The following is an 18468-nucleotide window of genomic DNA, read 5'->3' on the forward strand; positions in this document are numbered from 1 at the left end:
TGGGTGACGACCACGATGGTCTTCCCGAGTTCGTGCTGGATGGCCAGCAGGCTGTCCTCCAGCCGGGCCCGGGTGATCGGGTCGACCGCGCCGAACGGTTCGTCCATCAGCAGTACCGGCGGATCGGCCGCCAGCGCCCGCGCCCGCCCCCGCGCCCCCCCCCGCCGGCGGGCGGGGGCCGGCCGGCTGGTGCGGCTCGGGCCGCCACCGGACGGCAACCCGTTCGTGCCGACCCGGCGGAACTTCGCCGCAACGGTGGCGTGCCCGGGTCGACCGGTGGCGGTTCGGGGCCGGCGGATGTCCTACCGTCGAAGGGTGATGGATTCCCGACCGGAGGGTGTGCCCGCGGAGGTGGAGCGATATCTGGCGGAGCTGGTGCGGCGGGTGCGGGCCGTGTACCGGGACCAGTTGGTGAGTGTCGCGGCGGTGGGGTCGCTGGCGCTGGGCGATTACCGGCACGGGCGCAGCGATATCGATGTCATGGTGGTGGTGGAGCCGGCGGCGCCCGCGCAGGCGGCGCACGAGCTGGCGGATGTGCTGGCGCATTCCGGGTTCCGCTGTCCCGCGGCAGGGCTGGAACTGGTGGTGTACGACGCCGCGTTCGCCGCGGCGGGTGCGCCGGGAGCGGGGTATCTGCTCAATCTGAATACCGGGTCCCTGCTGCCCGCTGTCGCCGACTTCGAATCGGCCACAGCGCCCGGCTTCTGGTATGTGATCGACCGGGCGATCGGGCAGCAGAGCGGGTGGACGCTCGCCGGCCGCCCGATCCGGGAAGTACTGAGTGCACCTCGGCGGAATGAGCTGCTGGCTGCTGTTGCCGCATCGGTACACGAACATGCTGCGGGTACAGGTCATCTCGCGGACAACCGGGTGCTGAACGGGTGCCGGGCGGTGTACTTCTGCCGTACCGGACGCTGGATATCCAAACGGGCGGCGGGACGATCGATCGCCGCCACCGAGAGCGGCTTCCGTCCGCTGCTGGACGAGGCGTTGCGGAGTTTCGAACAGCCACGCGAGCGCGCCCTCGCCCTGCCTGCGGGCGAGGTGGACGAATTCCTGTCGTTCGTGCGCCGCACCGTCGACCGGACGGCGGGCTGACCGCGGCCGGTTCGGTGGCCGCGGAGCCGGGACAGTGGGCAGTGCGGGACACGGGTGCGCTGCCCACCGCCTCGGTGGCCGGAACGGGTGGCGGACCGCGCCGGCCGGGTTCGGGCCCCGCGGTCAGCTGATGCCGACACCGAGTCCGAATGTGACGGCCAGCCACTTCAAGAACAGCTCGAGGCCGACACCGAGATCGAATCCGAAGGAACCCATGGGTCTCACCTCCTTCCGAGATCGAACCTTGTACCAACCCCCCTTGCATTGATTTATCGCTGGTCAAAGCCGTTCCGCTACACCTTCTGTGGGCGGGCGATCAAAGAAGGCGCGAGACTCGGACGTATTCCTTGACAGGAATATTCCTTATGGGGAATGATCTGTGCCGTGGCACGCGATGTATTCGAGGTTCTCGCCGACCCCACGCGGCGGCGGATTCTCGACCTCCTGCGCGATGGTGAGCGCACCGTCGGCGATCTCGTCGGCGCGCTGGGCACCGCGCAACCCAATGTGTCCAAACATCTGAAAATGCTGGACGCGGCGGCACTGGTGCGGGTCCGGGTGGACGGTCCGCGCCGCCACTACGCGCTCGACTCCGGCCGGCTGCGGGAGGTCGATGCGTGGCTGGCCCCGTTCCGCGAGATCTGGGCCGACCGGCTCGACGATCTCGAAACCTATCTCGACACCCTGCCCGACGAACCGGAGGAGTGATATGCGGCGAAACTGTCGCCACCGCCTCCATGGACCCCATGAACCCGCACCGGAGGAGTGATATGACCGGAGTAACCCAGCGACTCGGCGAGGTGCTGCGCGACGGCGATCGCGTGGGCACGCGTTACGAACGTATCCTGGCGCATCCGCCCGCCAAGGTGTGGCGCGCGATCACCGAATCCGATCATCTCCGCCACTGGTTCCCGGCCGATATTCTCGGTGAACGCCGGGCCGGCGCCGAGATCCGGTTCCGTTTCTGGCCCGAGGCGGTGGAACAGGCGTCGGCGGAGCTGACCGAGATGGATATCGACCTCGACGATCCGGAACTGCCCGGCCGGATCCTCACCTGGGAACCGCCGCGCGTGTTCGAGTTCCTCTGGGACGACGAACATCTGCGCTTCGAATTGTTCGCTGCGGAGCAGGGCACCCGGCTGGTCTGCACGGTGTGGTTCGGTACGCCCGGCCCGCACGGACTGTCCGGCACCGCCGCCGGATACCACGTCTGCCTCGACGAACTGGTCGATTCATTGGACGGCCGGCCGATCGAAATGCCTGCCCCGGACGTCATGGCCGCACTGCGCCGCCGCTACACCGAGGCCGTCGACGCGGCCCCGGCATGAGCGGGTCAGGCCCGGAGGCGGTAGCGCAGCGTGACCACGTAGGGCCCCCGCTCGTGCCGCGATGAGCACAGCATGAGCGGGTCGGGCCCGGAGGTGGTAGCGGCTGCCGGTCAGTCCATGTGCAGCAAGGTGCGGCCGAGGGCGGTGCGGTCTTCGATGGCGGCGTGTGCCCGGGCGGCCTCCGCCAGCGGGTAGGCCTGGCCGACCACCACTTCGATCGAGCCGGCCGCGACCGCGTCGAGGATGCGGGCGGCGTAGGCGGCGCGGTGATCGTCACCCGTGTTCAGGTCGTGCAGACCCACCACATCGACACCGCGTTGCCGCGCGCCCGCCGACGCAGTTCCGGCGAATTCACCCGCGGCCGCCCCGTAGCCGATGAACCGCCCGCCACTGCCGGTGATTGCCAGGGCGGCGTCACCGAGTCCGCCGCCGGCGCCGTCGAGCACCACGCGGGGCCCCTGAGCGCCGGTGACGGCCAGGACGCGGTCGGTCCAGCCGGGTTCGGAGTAATCGATCGAGGTGTGCGCGCCTAGGCGTTCGGTGAGCGCGAGTTTCGTGGCACCGCGGGCCGCCGCGATCACCCGCGCGCCTGTCTGCCGGGCCAGCTGGATCAGCAGGGTGCCCAGCCCGCCGGCCGCCGCGGTGATCAGCACCGTATCGCCCGGCCGCACGGCGGCGCGGTCGAAGACTGCGAGCGCGGTGTGGCCGTCGTGAACCAGCGCGGTCGCCTGGTCGAGGCTCACTCCGGTCGGAACCTCGGTGATCGCCTCGGCGCCGGCGAGCGCCTGCTCGGCGTATCCGCCGATAGGTAGTCCGCGGCCGACTCCGCTTGCCGCGGTGCGGGCGGCGACGCGCCGGCCGACCCAGTTCGTGCCGACCCCGGGCCCGACCGCGCGCACTGTCCCGCCGATCGCGCCGCCCGGGATGTACGGGGGCCGCACCGGGAAGAAATCGGTGCCCCAGCCCGACCGCAGCCGGGTATCGAGGAACATCACATCGGCCACGGTGACATCCACCAGCACCTGTCCCGGTCCCGGTTCCGGCGCCGGGATCTCCTGTAGTTCGAGCACCTCGGGTGCGCCGAATTCCTTGGCCTGCACTGCCCGCATGATGAGCCTCCTCGGTTCGTTGTCCGCGGACCAGTCTGAAACCTCGATCTATGTTGAGGTCAAATCCGGCGGCGATACCGGGCGAAATCTGGTTGGATTCCCGGCAGGAGGGAGGTCGAGATGCGCAACACTGTCCGGGCCCGGTGGCGCGGGATCGGGGCCGTCGCCGCTGCTTCGGTGCTCGTAGCGGGTACGGCGGGTTGTGAAACGACCGAGGCGGCACCGGAAACCGTTGTCGTCGAGGTACCCGGGCCGGGCATGCCGCCGCCCGCCGCGCCGTGGACGATGGCGCAACTGACCTACCATCCGTGCGTCGTCCTCGCGGAGCCCGAGCTCGCACGATTCGCGTTGGAAAGTCCCGGCCGGGCGCGGACGCCACCGCAGCTGCCGAACTGTTCCTGGCAGAGCCGCGACGGCGCCGACCGGCCTTACACGCTCGGTTTCGTACCGGACCACGACGGCAACTACGAGGTGACCGCAGACGTGTACCGGGAGAAGAGCCCCGACGACACCCGGACGCTCACGGTCGCGGACCGGCCGGCTTTCCTGTTCGTCGACGATGCGGTGCCGCCGCTCGGCTGCACCGTGCACGTATCGGTCCGATCGGGGGGCCTCTTCCAGCTTTCCGCGGACTACGAGCCCGGCGCGATGAGCACACCGCAGGACTGCGACACGCTCGTCGAGATCGCCACTGTGGTCGCGGAGCGAACGCAGTGAGCGGCACCGGCGGACAAGGGGAACTGCGGTGATCGCACCGGAACGGCTGATGACGAACCTCCTCGGGGTGCGGCGGCCCGTGATCGTGCTCATCGTCTGTGCGGCAAGCGCACTGGCCGGGGCCTGCGACACCACTCCGCCGGCTCCGGCCACCACGGTCGTCGTCCCCGTGCAGCCACCTGTACCGGAGCGCCCGTGGACGGTCGGCGAACTGACCTACCATCCGTGCGCGGTGCTGGACGCCGACGACACCGCCCGGTTCGTCCTCGGACCGGAGGGGGTGCCGGAAACGCCCCCGAACTCGCTTCCGGCGTGCAGCTGGCATTCTGTCCAGACCTCGGAGGCCGGCGCGTTCTCGGTGCGGTTCGCGCTGGCGCAATCCGACAGCACCGACAGCGAACAGCAGGCCCCGGGCGCACGGCAGATCACCATCGGCGGTGAACGCGCTGTAGTGAAACCCGACGATCCGCACACCGACGGCACCCGCAGCGGCTGCGGTGTTCGTGTCCGGCCGGCGTCGGGCGGTTCCTTCAGCGTCGGGGTGGCGGCCGGCGGGGTCCGCACCGGTGTGGACTGGGACCCGTGTGCGAAGGCCGTCGATATCGCGACTGTTGTCGCCGGAAAGATGGACTGACCCGGATCTGACGAATTCGTGACATCGGCGCCGTGGCTCTCCCGCCGCGGGTGGCGCAGCGGGCAGGATCGGTGCCGTGCGAGTACTGCTGACCGGCGCGGCCGGGTTCATCGGTTCCCATGTTCATGCCGCGCTGCGGCGGGCCGGGCACGAGGTGGTGGCCGTCGACCTCATGCTGCCGGCCGCGCACGGCCCGGACGCCCGCCCGCCGGCGGGAGTGGGCCGGGTCGATATCCGGGAACCGGTGGAGCTGGACCGGCTGCTGCGGGGCGCCGATGCCGTCTGTCATCAGGCGGCGGTGGTGGGTGCGGGGGTCGACGCCCAGGACGCGCCCGCTTACGCGGGGCACAACGACTACGGCACCGCGGTGCTGCTCGCGGCGATGGCGCGCGCGGGCTGCTCGCGACTGGTGCTGGCATCGTCGATGGTGGTGTACGGCGAGGGGCCGTATCGGGGGCCGGCGGGTCTCGTGGCCGTGGGTGCGCGCCGTGCCGAAGACCTGGCGGCCGGTCGTTTCGAGCACCGAGCCGATGGGGTGGAGCTCGAATGGACGCCGGTGCCGGAGGACACGCCCTCGCGGCCGCGCAGCCTGTATGCCGCGAGCAAGGTCGCGCAGGAGAATTACGCGTCCGCCTGGGCGGCCCTCACCGGATCGTCGGTGACCGCGCTGCGGTACCACAACGTGTACGGACCCGGAATGCCCAGGGATACACCGTATTCCGGAGTCGCGGCGATATTCCGGTCCGCTCTCGCCGCCAGCCGCGCCCCGCGCGTTTACGAAGACGGCGGCCAGACGAGGGATTTCGTACACGTCACCGATATCGCCGCCGCCAACCTGGCGGCCCTCGACACCGGTCTGCCCGGCTTCGTGCCGCTGAACATCTGCTCGGGCCGGCCGGTCACCATCGGAGAGGTCGCCCGCACCCTCGCCGCCGCCCACGGCGGTCCCGAGCCCGTGATCACCGGCGAGGCACGGCCCGGCGACGTCCGGCATATCGTCGCCGACCCCACCCGCGCGCGGGACATGCTGGGATTCACCGCGCAGGTCACCCCCGAGGCCGGCCTGGCCGAATTCGCCACAGCCCCGCTCCGCCCGGCCGCAGCTCTAGGTGTACCCACCGGCTGATCCCAGCCTCGGCCGATGGGGTTCGCGCGGTCTCGGGGCGCGAAGCTCGCTGCCCGTGGCCCGCGAGACCCTGCGGCACGTGAGCCGGGTCCGGCTGTCGCGCAGCCCGGCTCGCTGTGGTCACTCGGCGATTGCCTCCATGCCCCGAAGCGCATACTCGCCGCCGGGCTTGCGGAGAGTCGAAACGCCGCCTTTCCCGGCGCGGAGGAAAGTCGACGGCTTCGGCGACCTCGGCGGGCGGGTGAGTTCCACACCGGCGGTCGCGGGCGGGGTACGTCGCTATCCGGCGGGTAGCCGGATCTCGAACCGGCAGCCGACTTCCCTGTTGGCGGCGGTGATCGCCCCGCTGTGCGCCCGGACCAGGCCCGCCGCGATCGCGAGGCCCATTCCGCTGCCCGTCGGCACACCGTTCTCCGCTACCGGTGAGCGGGCGGCGGTGCCGCGGTAGGCGACGTCGAAGATCCGGGGGAGATCGGTGTCCGCGATCCCCGGTCCCGAATCGTCGACCCGGGCCCAGATATGCCCGTCGTCGCGGCCGGCGGTGATCACGACTTTCCCGCCGGGCGGTGTGTGGGCGATGGCATTGGACACCAGATTGGCCAGCACCCGGCCCAGAGCGTGGTCGTCGGCCGCGACGGGGAGCGGGGCCGCGGGTTGTTCGGCGGTGAAACCGATACCCGCCCGGTCGGCGGTGGCGTGGTGGGCGGCGTAGACCTCGTCGATGAGTTCACGCAGGTCGAGCGGTTCGAGATCGAGACGCAGGGAGCCCGCGGAGATCTTCGACATTTCGAACAGGTCGTCGACCATCCGCGACAGCCGCCGGGTTTCCCGCTCGATCTGCCCGGCATAGCGGGCGATATCGGCGGGATCGGCGACGACGCCGTCGATGAGCGCCTCGGTCATGGCCCGGATACCGGCCAGCGGAGTCCGCAAATCATGGCTCACCCAGGCCACCAGCTCCCGGCGGGACTGCTCGGCCGCGCGTTCCTGCTCGCGGATCTGCTTCTCCCACACGGTTTTGCGGGCCTGCTCCCGGCCCAGCAGGATCGCGGCGGGCACGGTGACGGCCGCAACCAGCAGTAGTACCAGAGAGGTGCGGCGGAACTCTGCGGTGAACATCAAACCGCTCACACCGGTGATACCGGCCAGGGTCGCCAGTGTCGGGATGAGCACGAGCACCGCCATACTCGCGGTGAGCGAGCGGTCACGTAGTACGCGCAGGGCCAGCGCCCCGGCGAGAACCACCGGCAGCGAACACGCCAGCGTGTATCCGATGATCTCCAGCAGATTCTCAGGCATCCGACCGCTCCCCGGCGATCTCCGCGCGGCCCCAGGCGTAGCCGCGACCCCACACGGTGTCGATCCGGTGCCGGGACCCCAGTTTGGCGCGCAAACGCTTGATATGCACGGTGACCGTCGACAGATCCCCGAAATCCCAGCCCCACACCTGTTCCAGCAGGCTCTCCCGGCTGAACACCCGGCCCGGATTACGCAGCAGGAAGACGAGCAGATCGAATTCGCGCGGGGTGAGGGTGAGCGCGGTATCGCCGGCGAACACCAGCTGGGCGGACGGGTCGACGGTGATCGGACCGTCGCGGAGCAGCTGCTGGTCCGGCACCGGCGCGGGCCGGGAACTGCGGCGCAGCACCGAGGCGACGCGCAGGGCGAGTTCGCGCGGGCTGAACGGTTTGGTGACGTAATCGTCGGCGCCGGCCTCCAGGCCGAGTACGCGGTCGTCCTCGTCGCCGAGCGCGGTGAGCAGGATGATCGGCGTATCCGGGCGGCGCCCGGCGCGCACCGCCCGGCACAGTTCGATGCCGTTGGGTTCCGGCATCATCACATCTAGGACCGCGAGCTCCACCTCGTCGGTGGTGCCGGTCCGGGCGAGCGCGGCGTACGCGGCGCGGCCGTCACCGGTTTCCACGACCGTGCGGCCGTCGCGCTCCAGGTAGCGGCGCACCACCTCCCGGACCACCGGGTCGTCGTCGGCCACGAGTATGCACATCGGATCGCCCTCACCAATTCGTGAACAGTAGATGGACCAGCAACAGCGCCCCCGCGGCCTGCACGGTCAGCCAAGGACGGGCCCGCGCGACCGGGAGATAGGCCGTCGCCACGAGCAGCCACATATCGAACGGTAACCAGATCCGCTCGGTTTCGGCCTTGCTCAGGCCGCTGATATCGGCCGCGGCGATCGCGCACAGCGCCCCGGCGACCAGCAGCGCCGCCGGTTCGCGGGCGCGGAGGCGGGCGAGCGTGCGAGGGAGTGCCGCCGCCGTCGCCAGACCCACCGCGCATACGGTCGCCGCGGGATTGCCCCACCACCAGTACCCGTACGGACGGTCGGTCGCGATGCCCTGGTAATACCGTTCGACCACCAGGTGATACCCGTCGAACCACCAGAAGCCGGCAATCGTGAACGCGGCCACCACGAGTAGCGCACCGACTACCGCGGGCAGCAGCGGCCGCGCGGTGCGGGCCGCCACCAGCACCGCCACCGCCACGAAACCCATCAGCACCAGCCCGTAGTTCAGGTAGATCCCGAAACCAAACAGCAGACCCGCGCCAACGGCTGCGGATAGCGCAGGTCGCCCGGCCCCCGCGGCGAGGGCGAGCAAGGCCACCGCCCACGCGGTCACACCCGCGAACATCGCGTCGGCGGACACGGCGATCCAGATCGCCGCGGGGGCGAGCACCAGGAACGGGAACGCGGCGCGGGCACGGTCCTCGCTGCCCAGCGCCCGCAACGCAACCGCCACCGCGATCGGGGCGCTGCAGCCGGTCACTACGCAGACGATCCCAGCCCAGGTCGGGCCGCCCAACCCCAGCCGGTCGAGCAGGACGAAGAACAGCAGCGCTCCCGGCGGATGACCCGAAACGTGGGTGGTCCAGGAATCGGGCCGCCCGTCCAGGATGCGGCCGGTGAAGGTGTCGAGCATGAGCGGGATATCGGTGACCCCGGGCACCTCGGTGAGGTACTCGTGTCCGTCGGCCAGTCGCGAGGCGAAGCCGCGTTCCCAGCCGTCCACCAAGGCCAGCGCGAAGGCCCAGGCGAGTGCGGCCGCGTACCCGGCGCCGAGCAGCGGTCGCCAGCGCAGTCGCCGGGCCAGTGCGGGCCCCTGCGCGACCACGGCCGCGGCCAGCGCGATTGCCGGCACGGTGCCCCAGCCGATATGCGGTGACCACCAGCCGAAAATCGGTGCGGCGCCGGCGAACAAGCGCTCCCGCCAGGATTCGCTCGCCATGTGCGGAACGGTGAAGGCCGCGAGCACCAGCAGTGCGGCGGTTCCCGCGCCGAGCAGCTCACCACGGACCCGGCGGCGGGTAGCGAGGGGTTCGATCGGATCCGGCACAGGGCCACCCTAGGCCCGGCCGCCCGCGGTGACGCCGGATCTACCTGGTGGCCGGACACGACGTCATTGTTTTGTCACAGGTTTCCGGCCGATTCGGGCCTAGCGTGGCAGCCATGGCGACAGAGGACAGCGCACCGGCCGGCGTCACCGTAGTGATCCCGTGCCGCAACGAAGCCGAAGCGTTGCCGGGCGTACTGGCCGCGATCCCGGCCGGTTACGGCGCGATTGTGGTCGACAACGGGTCGACCGATGCCACCGCGGCCGTCGCGGCCGAGTACGGCGCACGGGTGGTCACCGAAATGCGGCCCGGTTACGGTGCCGCTGTCCAAGCCGGTATCGCGGCCGCGGAGACCGAATTCGTCGCGTTCCTCGACGGAGACGGGTCGATGGATCCCGGTGAGCTGCCTGGTCTGGTGGCGGTGGTGCACGCCGGCGCGGATCTCGCGGTTGGCCGGCGCCGGCCGGTGGCGCGAGGGGCCTGGCCCTGGCACACCCGGCTCGGCAACCGGGTCGTTGCCCACCGGCTGCGCCGGCGCTACGGGCTACCCGTGCACGATATCGGTGCGATGCGGGTCGCCCGGCGGGGTGAGCTGGAATCGCTGGGACGTCTGCACGACCGTTTCGGATACCCCCTCGAACTGCTGGTCCGGGCGGCCGCGGCCGGGTGGGTGGTGCACGAGATCGATATCAGCTACCGTCCGCGGACCGGCGGGGAATCGAAGATTTCCGGGTCCGCCCGGGGATCGCTGCGCGCCACCCGTGATTTTCTGGCGGTCCTGCGATGAGCACCGATATACCCGGGCAGCCACCTGGTGGTTCTATGCCCGTGACCATCTTGGTTGTCGCCAAGGCGCCGGTTGCCGGATTCGCCAAGACGAGGCTGAGTCCACCGTTGACCCCCGCACAAGCGGCGAGATTGGCGGCCGCGGCGCTGCTGGACACACTCGATACGGTCCGCGACTGCCCGGCCGCCTCCCGGGTCGTCGCGCTCACCGGTGATCTGGACACAGCGGAGTACAGTGCGGAAATCCATGGCACGCTGGCCGATTTCGAGATCACGCCACAACGGGGAGGATGCTTCGGCGTCCGATTGGCGAACGCGCACGCCGACGCCGCCCGCGCCGGGCTCCCGGTCCTGCAGATCGGAATGGACACCCCGCAGGTGAGTCCCGGCGTGCTCACCGAGGCCGCCCGCTCGCTCGCCGCAGGTGCCGAGGCACTGCTCGGCCCGGCCGGTGACGGCGGCTGGTGGGCGCTGGGACTTTCCGATCCCCGGGCCGCCCGGCTGCTCACCGGCGTACCGATGTCCACCGACCGCACCGGCGCGTTGACCCGGAAGGCGCTGCAGGACAGCGGCTATCGGGTAGGAACCCTACCGCTGCTCGACGATGTCGATCGCTACGCCGACGCGCTGCGGGTCGCCGCCGGCTGCCGCGGCCGGTTCGCCGCGGAGGTCCGCGCCCTGAGCGGCGAGCGGATCGTACGGTGAGCAGCGGTGTCGATACCGTGCTCGGCGGCAGGCAGGTGGCGTGATGATCGGGCGATTCGATCCGGCCCTCACCGGAGGGGAATGCTGGGTACGCACCGCCGAGGGCGACCGCACTCCGTTGCCCACGCGCCGCTGGCTCGGCGGCGACCACGTCACCGCGGCCGATGAGCGCGTCGATTCGGTCCTGGTCGGCTGTTGTGACGGTCCCACAGTTGACCTGGGCTGCGGCCCCGGCCGGCTAGTCGCCACCCTCTGTCGCCGCGGCGTGATGGCTCTGGGCGTGGATATTTCCCCCACCGCCATCGCGGTGGCCCGCCGCCGGGGCGCGCCCGCCGTACCCCGCGACGTCTTCGGACCGCTTCCGGGTGATGGCCGCTGGCACTACGCGCTGCTCGCCGACGGCAATATCGGAATCGGTGGTGATCCGCACCGGATGCTGCGCCGGGTGGCGCGGCTGCTCCGGCCCGGTGGCGTGGCGATAGTAGAATTCGCCGCGCCGGGAACAGGAATCAGATCCCAGCCGATCCGCTTGGAGACCCGGGACCATACCGGTGATTGGTTCCCCTGGGCCGAGGCGGCGATCGATCACGCGGACGCCCTCGCCGGTGCCGGCGGATTCGAACTGCACGGGACCGCTGATATCCACGGTCGCCACATCGCGTGGCTGCGCCGAATGCGATGAACCGAGAAAAGCACGAGCGCGGCGGGCAGTGTCGTGCGTGATCACGGAGCTGCCGGGCGAAGTCGAGCGTAAGTCCGCCACCGGCGGAATCGCCGATGACGACGATGTTCTCGTCTCGGACTTCGTCGGCCGGCCGTCGGCAAGGTCGACCTGGTGTCGGAATCACGGGACCTACCGGGTCAACTCGTCCAGCGGTACTGTCCGCGCCATCATCTGGTAGCCACGGGGACCGGGGTGTCACCGGTGCCGTCATCTGTCTGCTCGGTGTCGCGGTAATCATGTACGCACCACGCAGCGCCTGAGTTCAGGTCTCGGATCCGGGATCCTCTCGGCGCAGGGTCGCGACGACTGTTTCCAGGGTGGTCAGGAAGTTACGAAGGTCGCCGGCAGGGGTGTCGGCGAAGAGTGTTTGTGCCATGCTGTCGCGTCCTTGCTGGAGGGTGGTGGTGAAGTCGCGGCCGCGGTCGGTGAGAGTGACCAGTTGTGCGCGGCGGTCGGTGGGGTGGGGGGCGCGCTGGATGTAGCCGTCGGTGCCGAGTCCGTCCAGGAGGCCGGTGACGGTGCGGGGGGTGACCTGGAGTAGGTCGGCGAGGGTGCGCTGGGTGACGGGACCGCTGTGGTGCAGGGCCCAGAGCAGGCGGGCGCGGGCGGGGGTGAGGCCGCGTTCGGTCATGCCGCGCTGCATCATCGCGCCGAGCACTTCGGCGAGTTCGAAGACCCGGTCGGTGGCGGCTCTGGCGGTATCGCCACTGTCCGCTATATCGTGTAGTGACCTCACTATGTGGTGACCTCCTATTCTCGTTCAGCGTAACGCGTGCGGTGCAGGAGGGCCGGACCGGTCGGAGAAGGTGACGAAAGATGCCGCAAAGAGCCATAAGGCGCCCGGTGTTCGCGCGGGCGTATGCCGGGCTGGCGGGCCCGGCGCTGGAGCGTGCGGGAGCAGGCGAATATCGGCGGCGGCTGTGGGCGGGGTTGTCCGGGCGTGTGCTCGAGGTCGGCGCGGGTTACGGCGCGAACTTCGCCTACATCCCGTCGGAAGTCGAGCGAGTGATCGCTGTCGAGCCCGAACCGCGGTTGCGGGAACAGGCCCAGGCCGCAGCGGACGGGCTGGATGTTGCGATGGAGGTGGTCGACGGTGCCGCGGAAGCGCTCCCCGTTCCCGACGGCAGTGTCGATGCGGTGGTGTGGTGTCTGACTTTGTGTTCGGTGGCCGACCCTGCTGCGGCGCTGGCCGAGACCCGGCGCGTGCTGGCTCCGGGAGGTGTGGTGCGGTTTTTCGAGCACGGCCGGTCGCAGTCGCCGGGGATGCGGCGGGTACAGCGGGTGCTGGATGCCACGGTGTGGCCGGTGTTCAACGGCGGCTGTCACACCGGCCGCGATCACCCGGCCGCGTTGGTCGCGGCTGGTTTCGAGATCACCGAGGTCGAGCGTTTCGTGTTCCCGCCGATGCGATTTCCGTTCCCGGGCGGGGAGCACATGCTGGGGACCGCGGTGGCGAACGGAGAGGGAAGACGATGACCGAGGAATCGAGAAGCCCTGAGCCTGTCGGCGCGATCGGTGGGCAGGCGGAGATGGCGGCCCGGATGCTGGAGCGGCTGGCGGAGCAACTGGGCGGGAAGGCGTCGGTGCGGCGGGCTTTCGGGGAGCCGATCTCCGCGGAGGGCGTGACGATTGTGCCGGTGGCGCGGACCGGGTTCGGGTTCGGCGGGGGCACGGGTGGTGAGTCGGGGGCGGAGAAGGTCGGCGCGGGTGGCGGCGGTGGCGGCGGCGCGGAGGTGCGGCCGCTGGGCTTTATCGAGTTGCGGGGCGGGACGGCGGTGTATCGGCCGATCCGCGATCCGTGGGTGGATGTGGCGCTCCCGGTTGCTGCGCTGCTGATCGGAGCCGCCGCCCCGCGGGCGGTGCGCGCCTGGATTCGGTTGCGCCGCAAGCATCTCCGCTGACCACCGACCCCACGGGATGGGTTATCGGGTCAAGGTGTGGCGGCGGGCGGTGATGGCCAAGGCGGGGACGATGGCCAGGGAGAGCGCTGCGCCGGCGAGGGCGAGCCCTGGATAGCTGGTGGCGGCGACGATCATTCCGGAGCCGAGTCCACCACCTGCGCCGGCTATGGCGATGCACAGGTCGACAGTGCCTTGGGTGCGGGCGCGAGTCGCCAGCGGGACGGCGTCGGTGAGCATGGTGGTCCCGGCGATCAGACCGAGGTTCCAGCCCAGCCCCAGCAGACCCAGCGCGACGGCCAGCGCCACCATCGACGACGGTGGCGCCAGCGCGGCGGCGACACCAGCGGCAACCAGGGTGACGGCCGCGGCGACGCCGACGAGTCCGGCGCCGAATCGGTCGACCAGCGCCCCGGACAGCAGTGACGGCAGGTACATGCCCGCGACGTGGACGGCGATGACGAATCCGGCGGCGCCGACGCTATGGCCGTGGTGCTGCATATGGATCGGGGTCATGGTCATGATCGCGACCATCACCAGCTGCGTCAGCACCATCACGGTCGCGCCCAGCACAACCGGTGCCGACCACGTCCGGGACGCCGCTGTCGTCGTGATGGTGTCGGTGCTTTCCTCGGTTTCTGCGGAGCGCGCCTGGGCCAGCTGTAGCGGGTCGGGGCGCAGCAGGATCCACAGCACGAGCCCGGCCAACGCGTAAGCAAGACCGGAAAGGACGAACGGGCCGGATAGCGGCGGGATTCCCCAGGTGTCGGCGAGATTCGACATCAATGTCACGAGGTTCGGTCCGGCGACGGCGCCGACGGTGGTGGCGACCAGGACGGTGCTGATCGCGCGGGCCCGATGCGCGGGCCGGGCGAGGTCGGCGCCGGCGTAGCGGGCTTGCAGGCTGGTGGCGGTGCCGGCGCCGTAGACCAGGAACGCTACGAACAGCAGTGGCACATTGTCGGCGACCGCGGCGGCGACGACACCGAGGCTTCCCACGGCGCCGGTGGCGTAGCCCAGGGCAAGTCCGGTGCGGCGGCCGGCGCGGTCGGAGATCCGGCCCACCGCGGCCGCGGCGGCGGCCGAGCCGATGGTGAACAGAGCGCTGGGCAGCCCGGCCAGGCCGGTGGAGTCGAGCATGTCCTGGGCCAACAGAGCGCCGACGGTGATCCCAGCAGCGAGTCCCGCCCCGGACAGGATCTGTGCGGCCACGAGCACCGCGAGGATACGGCGTTGCGCGCGAACAGGATCCGGAAGCCGCCCGGAGAGGGTGGTGGTGCTCATACTGCTCATTTCCTCGCGGGCTCCGGGCCCGGATCGATCACCCGGCAACCACCCGCGAAGGGGTCGGCCCGGGGCGGTTTCAGACGAGATCGAGGTCCGCGGTATCGACAGGGAGGTCGGCCAGGCGCCATTCGAGCATGCCGTCGTGCAGGCGGATGCCGCGGCGGCCGTGATCGTTCAGCAGGCGCACGGCGTCGTAGGCCAGCGCACAGTATTCGCCGCGGCAGTAGACCACGATGTCGGTATCCACCGGCAGCTCGGCGATCCGCTCGGCCAGTTCCGCCACAGGGATATTGATCGCGCCGGGGATGTGACCGGCGGTGTACTCCTCGGCCGGGCGTACATCGAGCACCAGCACCTCACCGGCGGCGCTGCGCGTGATCAGCTCCTCGCGGGTCAGCTCGCTGCCGACGGCGGGGCCGAGGTAGGCGTCGCGGGCCGGGGCCACCGCGGCTTGATGGGTTTCGGCGACCTTGCGCAGCAGCATCAGCAGCGCGGCGACATCAGCGCCGGCGAGCCGGTAATGGATGCGGACCCCGTCGCGGCGGGTGGCAACGAAACCGGCCTGCTTGAGGGTCTGCAAGTGCGCCGACGCCGTGGTCAGGTTGAGGCCGGCGGCCTTGGCCAGGGCCTCCACGGTTCGTTCCCCCTGGGCCAGCAGGTCCAGCAGCTCCAGGCGTTTTCCGCTGGCCAGAGCTTTACCGCTGGCGGCGAACGCGTCGTAGAGCGCTGTCTTCGTGGCTCGCTTCCCCTCGACCATCTGATCCTCCAATCTTCTGTGGAATATAGTACCGGAGCCTCGCCCGGGGGCTACCACCTTCGCCGCACTTGTTCCTCCAAGGTTTTATGGAATACTATCAGGCATTATTCCATTGTTTATTGGATTAACTGGTGTCGACTGGATGAAGGAGTACCCCGCATGCCGACCGAACTCATCCTCGTTCCCGTGATCGACGAAGGACTGGGCAACTCGACCTACCTGCTGGACCTGGGCGACGGGCGAGCGATGGTACTCGACCCGGAACGTGACCTGCGGCAAGTCCGTGCCGAAGCTCAACGGCTGGGGCTGCGTATCGCCTACGCGGTGGAGACCCACCTGCACGCCGACTTCATCTCCGGCGCCCGCGAACTCGCCGAGACCGACGGTGCGACCGTGCTGGCACCCGAGGTCGGCCCGCGCAGCTTCGACGTCACCGCGCTCGGCGACGCCGACCGGATCGAGCTGGGACCGTTCACTCTCGAAGCGCTGTTCACGCCCGGACATTCCCCCGAGCACCTGTCATACCTGCTCTACGAAGGCAAGAAGCTGCTGGGCGTGTTCACCGGCGGCTCGCTGATGGTGGGTACCGCTGGGCGCACCGACCTGGTCTCCCCGGAGCAGACCGTGCCGTTGGCCCGCGCCCAGTACCACTCGCTGCAGCGGTTGATGACCCTGCCCGATGGCACCCCGGTCTGGCCCACTCACGGCGCCGGATCGTTCTGCTCGTCGTCGCTGAATGCCGAGCGGGTCAGCACGATCGGCCACGAACGCGCGACCAACCCGTTGCTCCAGGTCGACGGGGAAGACGCGTTCGTCGACGCCCTGCTCGCCTCTCTGGGCACCTTCCCTGATTACTTCCTCCGGCTCGGCGAGATCAACCACAAAGGCCCCGCCGTCCTCGGTGGAACCCTCGACCTCGCCCTGCTGACCGGAACCCAGGTCGAGGAGTTGGTCGCCGACGGCGCGCAGGTCGTCGATGTGCGGGAAGCCGCCGACTTCGCCGCCGGCCACATCCCCGGGGCGCTGTCGATCACGCTGCGACCCGTATTCGCCACCTGGCTCGGCTGGCTGGCCGACCCCAACCGGCCGGTCGTCATCATCCGCGACCCCGGGCAGAGCGCCGACGATATCGCCTGGGAGGCAGCCAAAGTCGGCTTCGACACCCTCGCCGGCGAACTCGCCGGCGGAATGAATGCCTGGACCGGGGCCACCGAAACCGACGCGGTGCGTCTGACCGCCGCCGACCGCATCGCTACCGACCCACCCGAAATCGTTCTCGACATCCGTCAACGCAACGAATTCGCCACCGGACACGTGCCCGCCGCCCGCAATATCGAGCTCGCCGCCCTCGCCGACGTCCTGCCGCAGCTACCGGCCGGGCCGGTGCTGGTGATGTGTGGACACGGCGAACGCGCCATGACCGCGGCTGGCATTCTCGCCGCGGCCGGACGCACCGACATCCGAGTCCTCGAAGGTGGACCCGGCGACTATGCCCGCGCTACCGGAAACGAGCTGGTCACCGAATCATGAAACTTGCCACCACCTCCCGGGCACCGGTGCTGGGATTGCGGCGCAACGCTGCCCAGTTCACCTTGCTCGTCGCGGTCAACGCGCTGGTCGGGGGGATGGTCGGCCAGCAGCAAACCGTGCTGCCGCTGCTCGCCGAATCCGACTTCGGGCTCACCGGCTACACCTATATCTTCACCTATGTCGCCGCCTTCGGTATCACGAAGGCGATCGCGAACTACTTCGCCGGCACCTTCTCCGATCGCTACGGCCGCAAGCCGGTCCTGCTGATCGGCTGGCTGTTTGCCCTCCCGGTGCCGCTGATGCTGATCGCCGCACCCAGCTGGGGCTGGGTTATCGCCGCCAACGTCCTGCTCGGTATCAATCAGGGCTTGACCTGGTCGACCACCGTGGTCATGAAAATCGACCTCGTCGGCCCGGCTCGCCGCGGCCTGGCCATGGGGTTGAACGAGGCCGCCGGCTACGGCGCCGTCGCCGTCAGCTCCCTGCTCGCCGGCTACTTCGCCGAACACTACGGACTACGTCCTGCCCCGTTCCTGCTCGGCCTCGCCTACGTCGCCTTGGCCCTGCTGCTCTCCGGGTTCTTCGTCCGTGAGACCCGTGACCATGCCCGCCTCGAAGCCGCGGGCCATAGATCGCGTGGCGACGGACTCCACGACCATCTGCGCGCCGATCTCACCGACCGCGAGATCGCTGTGCAGACCAGCTTGAAAGAACCCGCGCTGTCCTCGGCCAGCCACGCCGGGCTGGTCAACAACCTCAACTTCGGTCTGTCCTGGGGCCTGTTCCCCCTACTGTTCGCCACCGCCGACCTCACCGTCGCCCAGATCGGGCTCCTGTTCGCCCTGTATCCGGGCGTGTGGGGCGCCGGCCAGCTGGTCACCGGCGCACTCTCGGACCGCATCGGACGAAAACACCTCATCACCAGCGGAATGGCACTACAAGCCGTTGCACTCGCGCTCATCGCCTACTCCAACGGATTCGGCGGCTGGGCGGCCGGGACCGTGCTGCTCGGGCTCGGCACCGCGATGGTGTACCCGACCCTGCTCGCCGTCATCGGCGACGTCGCCCACCCCGCCTGGCGAGGCCGGGCCGTCGGCGTCTACCGGGTGTGGCGCGACCTCGGCTACGCCGTGGGCGCGGTCCTCGGCGGGATCGCCGCAGATCTCATGGGACTTCACGCCGCCGTCTGGGTAACCGCCGTCATCAGCGCCGCCGCAGCAGTCACGGTCGGGATTCGAATGTATGAAACCCATCCCAGCCCCGCCCGTACATCCTGACCAACCCACCGCTACAACGGCCGGTCAGGCCCGGGGGGGGGGGGGGGGGGGGGGCGGGCCCGGGCCCCCGCCCGCGCGCCGGGCGGGGGGGGGGGGGCGGGGTGAGGGCGGGGGGGGGGGGCGGCGGGAGAGAGGGGGGGG

Annotated in this window: 21 protein-coding genes and 1 pseudogene; 14 read left to right on the plus strand and 8 right to left on the minus strand. The window is 70.2% G+C overall.

Translation table 11 applies throughout. From position 1 onward, the window contains the following. Positions 1-152: pseudogene (locus QH276_RS33730) on the minus strand (ABC transporter); the annotation flags it as partial. A gap of 166 nt (positions 153-318) precedes the next feature. Here QH276_RS33730 and QH276_RS33735 point away from each other — a divergent pair. The 3 genes from QH276_RS33735 to QH276_RS33745 all read left to right on the plus strand — a co-directional run bounded on the left by QH276_RS33735 (position 319) and on the right by QH276_RS33745 (position 2426). Next, positions 319-1098, plus strand: a complete 780-nt coding sequence (locus tag QH276_RS33735) for a nucleotidyltransferase domain-containing protein (RefSeq protein WP_280400986.1) — start codon at positions 319-321, stop codon at positions 1096-1098. A 384-nt stretch (positions 1099-1482) separates the two neighbouring features. Beyond that, positions 1483-1806, plus strand: a complete 324-nt coding sequence (locus QH276_RS33740) for an ArsR/SmtB family transcription factor (protein ID WP_280400978.1) — start codon at positions 1483-1485, stop codon at positions 1804-1806. Positions 1807-1868: 62 nt separating this feature from the next. Next, positions 1869-2426, plus strand: a complete 558-nt coding sequence (locus QH276_RS33745; protein ID WP_280400979.1) for an SRPBCC domain-containing protein — start codon at positions 1869-1871, stop codon at positions 2424-2426. Between the two features lie 110 nt (positions 2427-2536). Here QH276_RS33745 and QH276_RS33750 read toward each other — a convergent pair whose 3' ends face one another. Continuing rightward, positions 2537-3535 carry a zinc-binding dehydrogenase gene (locus QH276_RS33750; protein WP_280400980.1) on the minus strand — a complete coding sequence of 333 codons (999 nt, stop codon included), beginning with the start codon at positions 3533-3535 and terminating at the stop codon, positions 2537-2539. A 120-nt stretch (positions 3536-3655) separates the two neighbouring features. On the opposite strand from QH276_RS33750, the gene QH276_RS33755 reads away from it, so the two are divergent. From QH276_RS33755 to QH276_RS33765, 3 genes are all read left to right on the plus strand, one after another. Continuing rightward, on the plus strand, positions 3656-4252 hold the full coding sequence (locus QH276_RS33755; RefSeq protein WP_280400981.1) for a DUF3558 family protein: 597 nt from the start codon (positions 3656-3658) through the stop codon (positions 4250-4252). 28 nt (positions 4253-4280) lie between these two features. Further along, a complete protein-coding gene (locus QH276_RS33760; protein WP_280400982.1) occupies positions 4281-4886 on the plus strand; it encodes a DUF3558 family protein in 606 nt (201 codons plus the stop codon). Between the two features lie 76 nt (positions 4887-4962). Then, positions 4963-6012, plus strand: a complete 1050-nt coding sequence (locus tag QH276_RS33765; protein WP_432278698.1) for an NAD-dependent epimerase/dehydratase family protein — start codon at positions 4963-4965, stop codon at positions 6010-6012. A 279-nt stretch (positions 6013-6291) separates the two neighbouring features. Here QH276_RS33765 and QH276_RS33770 read toward each other — a convergent pair whose 3' ends face one another. From QH276_RS33770 to QH276_RS33780, 3 genes are read right to left on the minus strand one after another with little or no spacing between them, the layout of a single operon-like run. Then, positions 6292-7311: a sensor histidine kinase gene (locus QH276_RS33770; RefSeq protein WP_280400983.1), complete on the minus strand. Its 1020-nt coding sequence runs from the start codon at positions 7309-7311 to the stop codon at positions 6292-6294. Continuing rightward, a complete protein-coding gene (locus QH276_RS33775; RefSeq protein WP_280400984.1) occupies positions 7304-8017 on the minus strand; it encodes a response regulator transcription factor in 714 nt (237 codons plus the stop codon). The genes QH276_RS33770 and QH276_RS33775 overlap by 8 nt, the downstream gene beginning before the upstream one ends. Positions 8018-8027: 10 nt before the next feature. Continuing rightward, complete coding sequence (locus QH276_RS33780) at positions 8028-9257, minus strand: hypothetical protein (protein WP_280407021.1); 1230 nt, start codon at positions 9255-9257, stop codon at positions 8028-8030. Positions 9258-9478: 221 nt separating this feature from the next. Between QH276_RS33780 and QH276_RS33785 the strand changes: the two genes are divergently transcribed. Genes QH276_RS33785 through QH276_RS33800 form a run of 4 tightly spaced genes read left to right on the plus strand, consistent with a single transcriptional unit; the run spans position 9479 to position 11756 of the window. Further along, a complete protein-coding gene (locus QH276_RS33785; RefSeq protein WP_280396580.1) occupies positions 9479-10150 on the plus strand; it encodes a glycosyltransferase family 2 protein in 672 nt (223 codons plus the stop codon). Between the two features lie 35 nt (positions 10151-10185). After that, positions 10186-10854 (plus strand): TIGR04282 family arsenosugar biosynthesis glycosyltransferase, encoded by a 669-nt coding sequence (locus QH276_RS33790; protein WP_280396581.1) that lies wholly within the window; start codon positions 10186-10188, stop codon positions 10852-10854. A gap of 43 nt (positions 10855-10897) precedes the next feature. Beyond that, the gene (locus tag QH276_RS33795) at positions 10898-11536 is read left to right on the plus strand and encodes a class I SAM-dependent methyltransferase (RefSeq protein WP_280396582.1); all 639 of its coding nucleotides are present in this window, start codon (positions 10898-10900) and stop codon (positions 11534-11536) included. A gap of 37 nt (positions 11537-11573) precedes the next feature. Continuing rightward, entirely contained in the window at positions 11574-11756 is a 183-nt protein-coding gene (locus tag QH276_RS33800; protein WP_280396583.1) for a hypothetical protein, read from the plus strand. Between the two features lie 84 nt (positions 11757-11840). On the opposite strand, the gene QH276_RS33805 is transcribed toward QH276_RS33800, so the two are convergent. After that, positions 11841-12314 carry a MarR family winged helix-turn-helix transcriptional regulator gene (locus QH276_RS33805; protein WP_280396584.1) on the minus strand — a complete coding sequence of 158 codons (474 nt, stop codon included), beginning with the start codon at positions 12312-12314 and terminating at the stop codon, positions 11841-11843. A gap of 80 nt (positions 12315-12394) precedes the next feature. Here QH276_RS33805 and QH276_RS33810 point away from each other — a divergent pair, with 80 nt between their 5' ends. Further along, complete coding sequence (locus QH276_RS33810) at positions 12395-13054, plus strand: class I SAM-dependent methyltransferase (RefSeq protein ID WP_280396585.1); 660 nt, start codon at positions 12395-12397, stop codon at positions 13052-13054. After that, complete coding sequence (locus tag QH276_RS33815) at positions 13051-13479, plus strand: spore germination protein GerW family protein (RefSeq protein ID WP_280396586.1); 429 nt, start codon at positions 13051-13053, stop codon at positions 13477-13479. Before QH276_RS33810 ends, QH276_RS33815 begins: the two co-directional genes overlap by 4 nt. 21 nt (positions 13480-13500) lie before the next feature. Here QH276_RS33815 and QH276_RS33820 read toward each other — a convergent pair whose 3' ends face one another. Continuing rightward, entirely contained in the window at positions 13501-14760 is a 1260-nt protein-coding gene (locus QH276_RS33820; protein WP_280396587.1) for an MFS transporter, read from the minus strand. Between the two features lie 79 nt (positions 14761-14839). Further along, entirely contained in the window at positions 14840-15520 is a 681-nt protein-coding gene (locus QH276_RS33825) for an ArsR/SmtB family transcription factor (RefSeq protein WP_280396588.1), read from the minus strand. A gap of 159 nt (positions 15521-15679) precedes the next feature. On the opposite strand from QH276_RS33825, the gene QH276_RS33830 reads away from it, so the two are divergent. Both QH276_RS33830 and QH276_RS33835 read left to right on the plus strand, forming a co-directional pair. Further along, positions 15680-17050 carry an MBL fold metallo-hydrolase gene (locus QH276_RS33830; RefSeq protein WP_280396589.1) on the plus strand — a complete coding sequence of 457 codons (1371 nt, stop codon included), beginning with the start codon at positions 15680-15682 and terminating at the stop codon, positions 17048-17050. After that, positions 17047-18327 (plus strand): MFS transporter, encoded by a 1281-nt coding sequence (locus QH276_RS33835; protein WP_280396590.1) that lies wholly within the window; start codon positions 17047-17049, stop codon positions 18325-18327. Before QH276_RS33830 ends, QH276_RS33835 begins: the two co-directional genes overlap by 4 nt. Positions 18328-18468 lie beyond the last annotated feature (141 nt).

It is taken from the genome of Nocardia carnea (genome assembly GCF_029869215.1).
Taxonomy (GTDB): Bacteria; Actinomycetota; Actinomycetes; order Mycobacteriales; family Mycobacteriaceae; genus Nocardia; species Nocardia carnea_B.

Excerpts from the sequence above, each read along its gene's own strand:
- QH276_RS33735 (WP_280400986.1), top strand. The coding sequence starts at position 319 with ATGGATTCCCGACCGGAGGGTGTGCCCGCGGAGGTGGAGCGATATCTG.
- QH276_RS33745 (WP_280400979.1), top strand. The coding sequence starts at position 1,869 with ATGACCGGAGTAACCCAGCGACTCGGCGAGGTGCTGCGCGACGGCGAT.
- QH276_RS33750 (WP_280400980.1), bottom strand. The coding sequence starts at position 3,535 with ATGCGGGCAGTGCAGGCCAAGGAATTCGGCGCACCCGAGGTGCTCGAA.
- QH276_RS33755 (WP_280400981.1), top strand. The coding sequence starts at position 3,656 with ATGCGCAACACTGTCCGGGCCCGGTGGCGCGGGATCGGGGCCGTCGCC.
- QH276_RS33770 (WP_280400983.1), bottom strand. The coding sequence starts at position 7,311 with ATGCCTGAGAATCTGCTGGAGATCATCGGATACACGCTGGCGTGTTCG.
- QH276_RS33775 (WP_280400984.1), bottom strand. The coding sequence starts at position 8,017 with ATGTGCATACTCGTGGCCGACGACGACCCGGTGGTCCGGGAGGTGGTG.
- QH276_RS33780 (WP_280407021.1), bottom strand. The coding sequence starts at position 9,257 with ATGGCGAGCGAATCCTGGCGGGAGCGCTTGTTCGCCGGCGCCGCACCG.
- QH276_RS33785 (WP_280396580.1), top strand. The coding sequence starts at position 9,479 with ATGGCGACAGAGGACAGCGCACCGGCCGGCGTCACCGTAGTGATCCCG.
- QH276_RS33790 (WP_280396581.1), top strand. The coding sequence starts at position 10,186 with ATGCCCGTGACCATCTTGGTTGTCGCCAAGGCGCCGGTTGCCGGATTC.
- QH276_RS33795 (WP_280396582.1), top strand. The coding sequence starts at position 10,898 with ATGATCGGGCGATTCGATCCGGCCCTCACCGGAGGGGAATGCTGGGTA.
- QH276_RS33810 (WP_280396585.1), top strand. The coding sequence starts at position 12,395 with ATGCCGCAAAGAGCCATAAGGCGCCCGGTGTTCGCGCGGGCGTATGCC.
- QH276_RS33815 (WP_280396586.1), top strand. The coding sequence starts at position 13,051 with ATGACCGAGGAATCGAGAAGCCCTGAGCCTGTCGGCGCGATCGGTGGG.
- QH276_RS33820 (WP_280396587.1), bottom strand. The coding sequence starts at position 14,760 with ATGAGCACCACCACCCTCTCCGGGCGGCTTCCGGATCCTGTTCGCGCG.
- QH276_RS33825 (WP_280396588.1), bottom strand. The coding sequence starts at position 15,520 with ATGGTCGAGGGGAAGCGAGCCACGAAGACAGCGCTCTACGACGCGTTC.
- QH276_RS33830 (WP_280396589.1), top strand. The coding sequence starts at position 15,680 with ATGCCGACCGAACTCATCCTCGTTCCCGTGATCGACGAAGGACTGGGC.
- QH276_RS33835 (WP_280396590.1), top strand. The coding sequence starts at position 17,047 with ATGAAACTTGCCACCACCTCCCGGGCACCGGTGCTGGGATTGCGGCGC.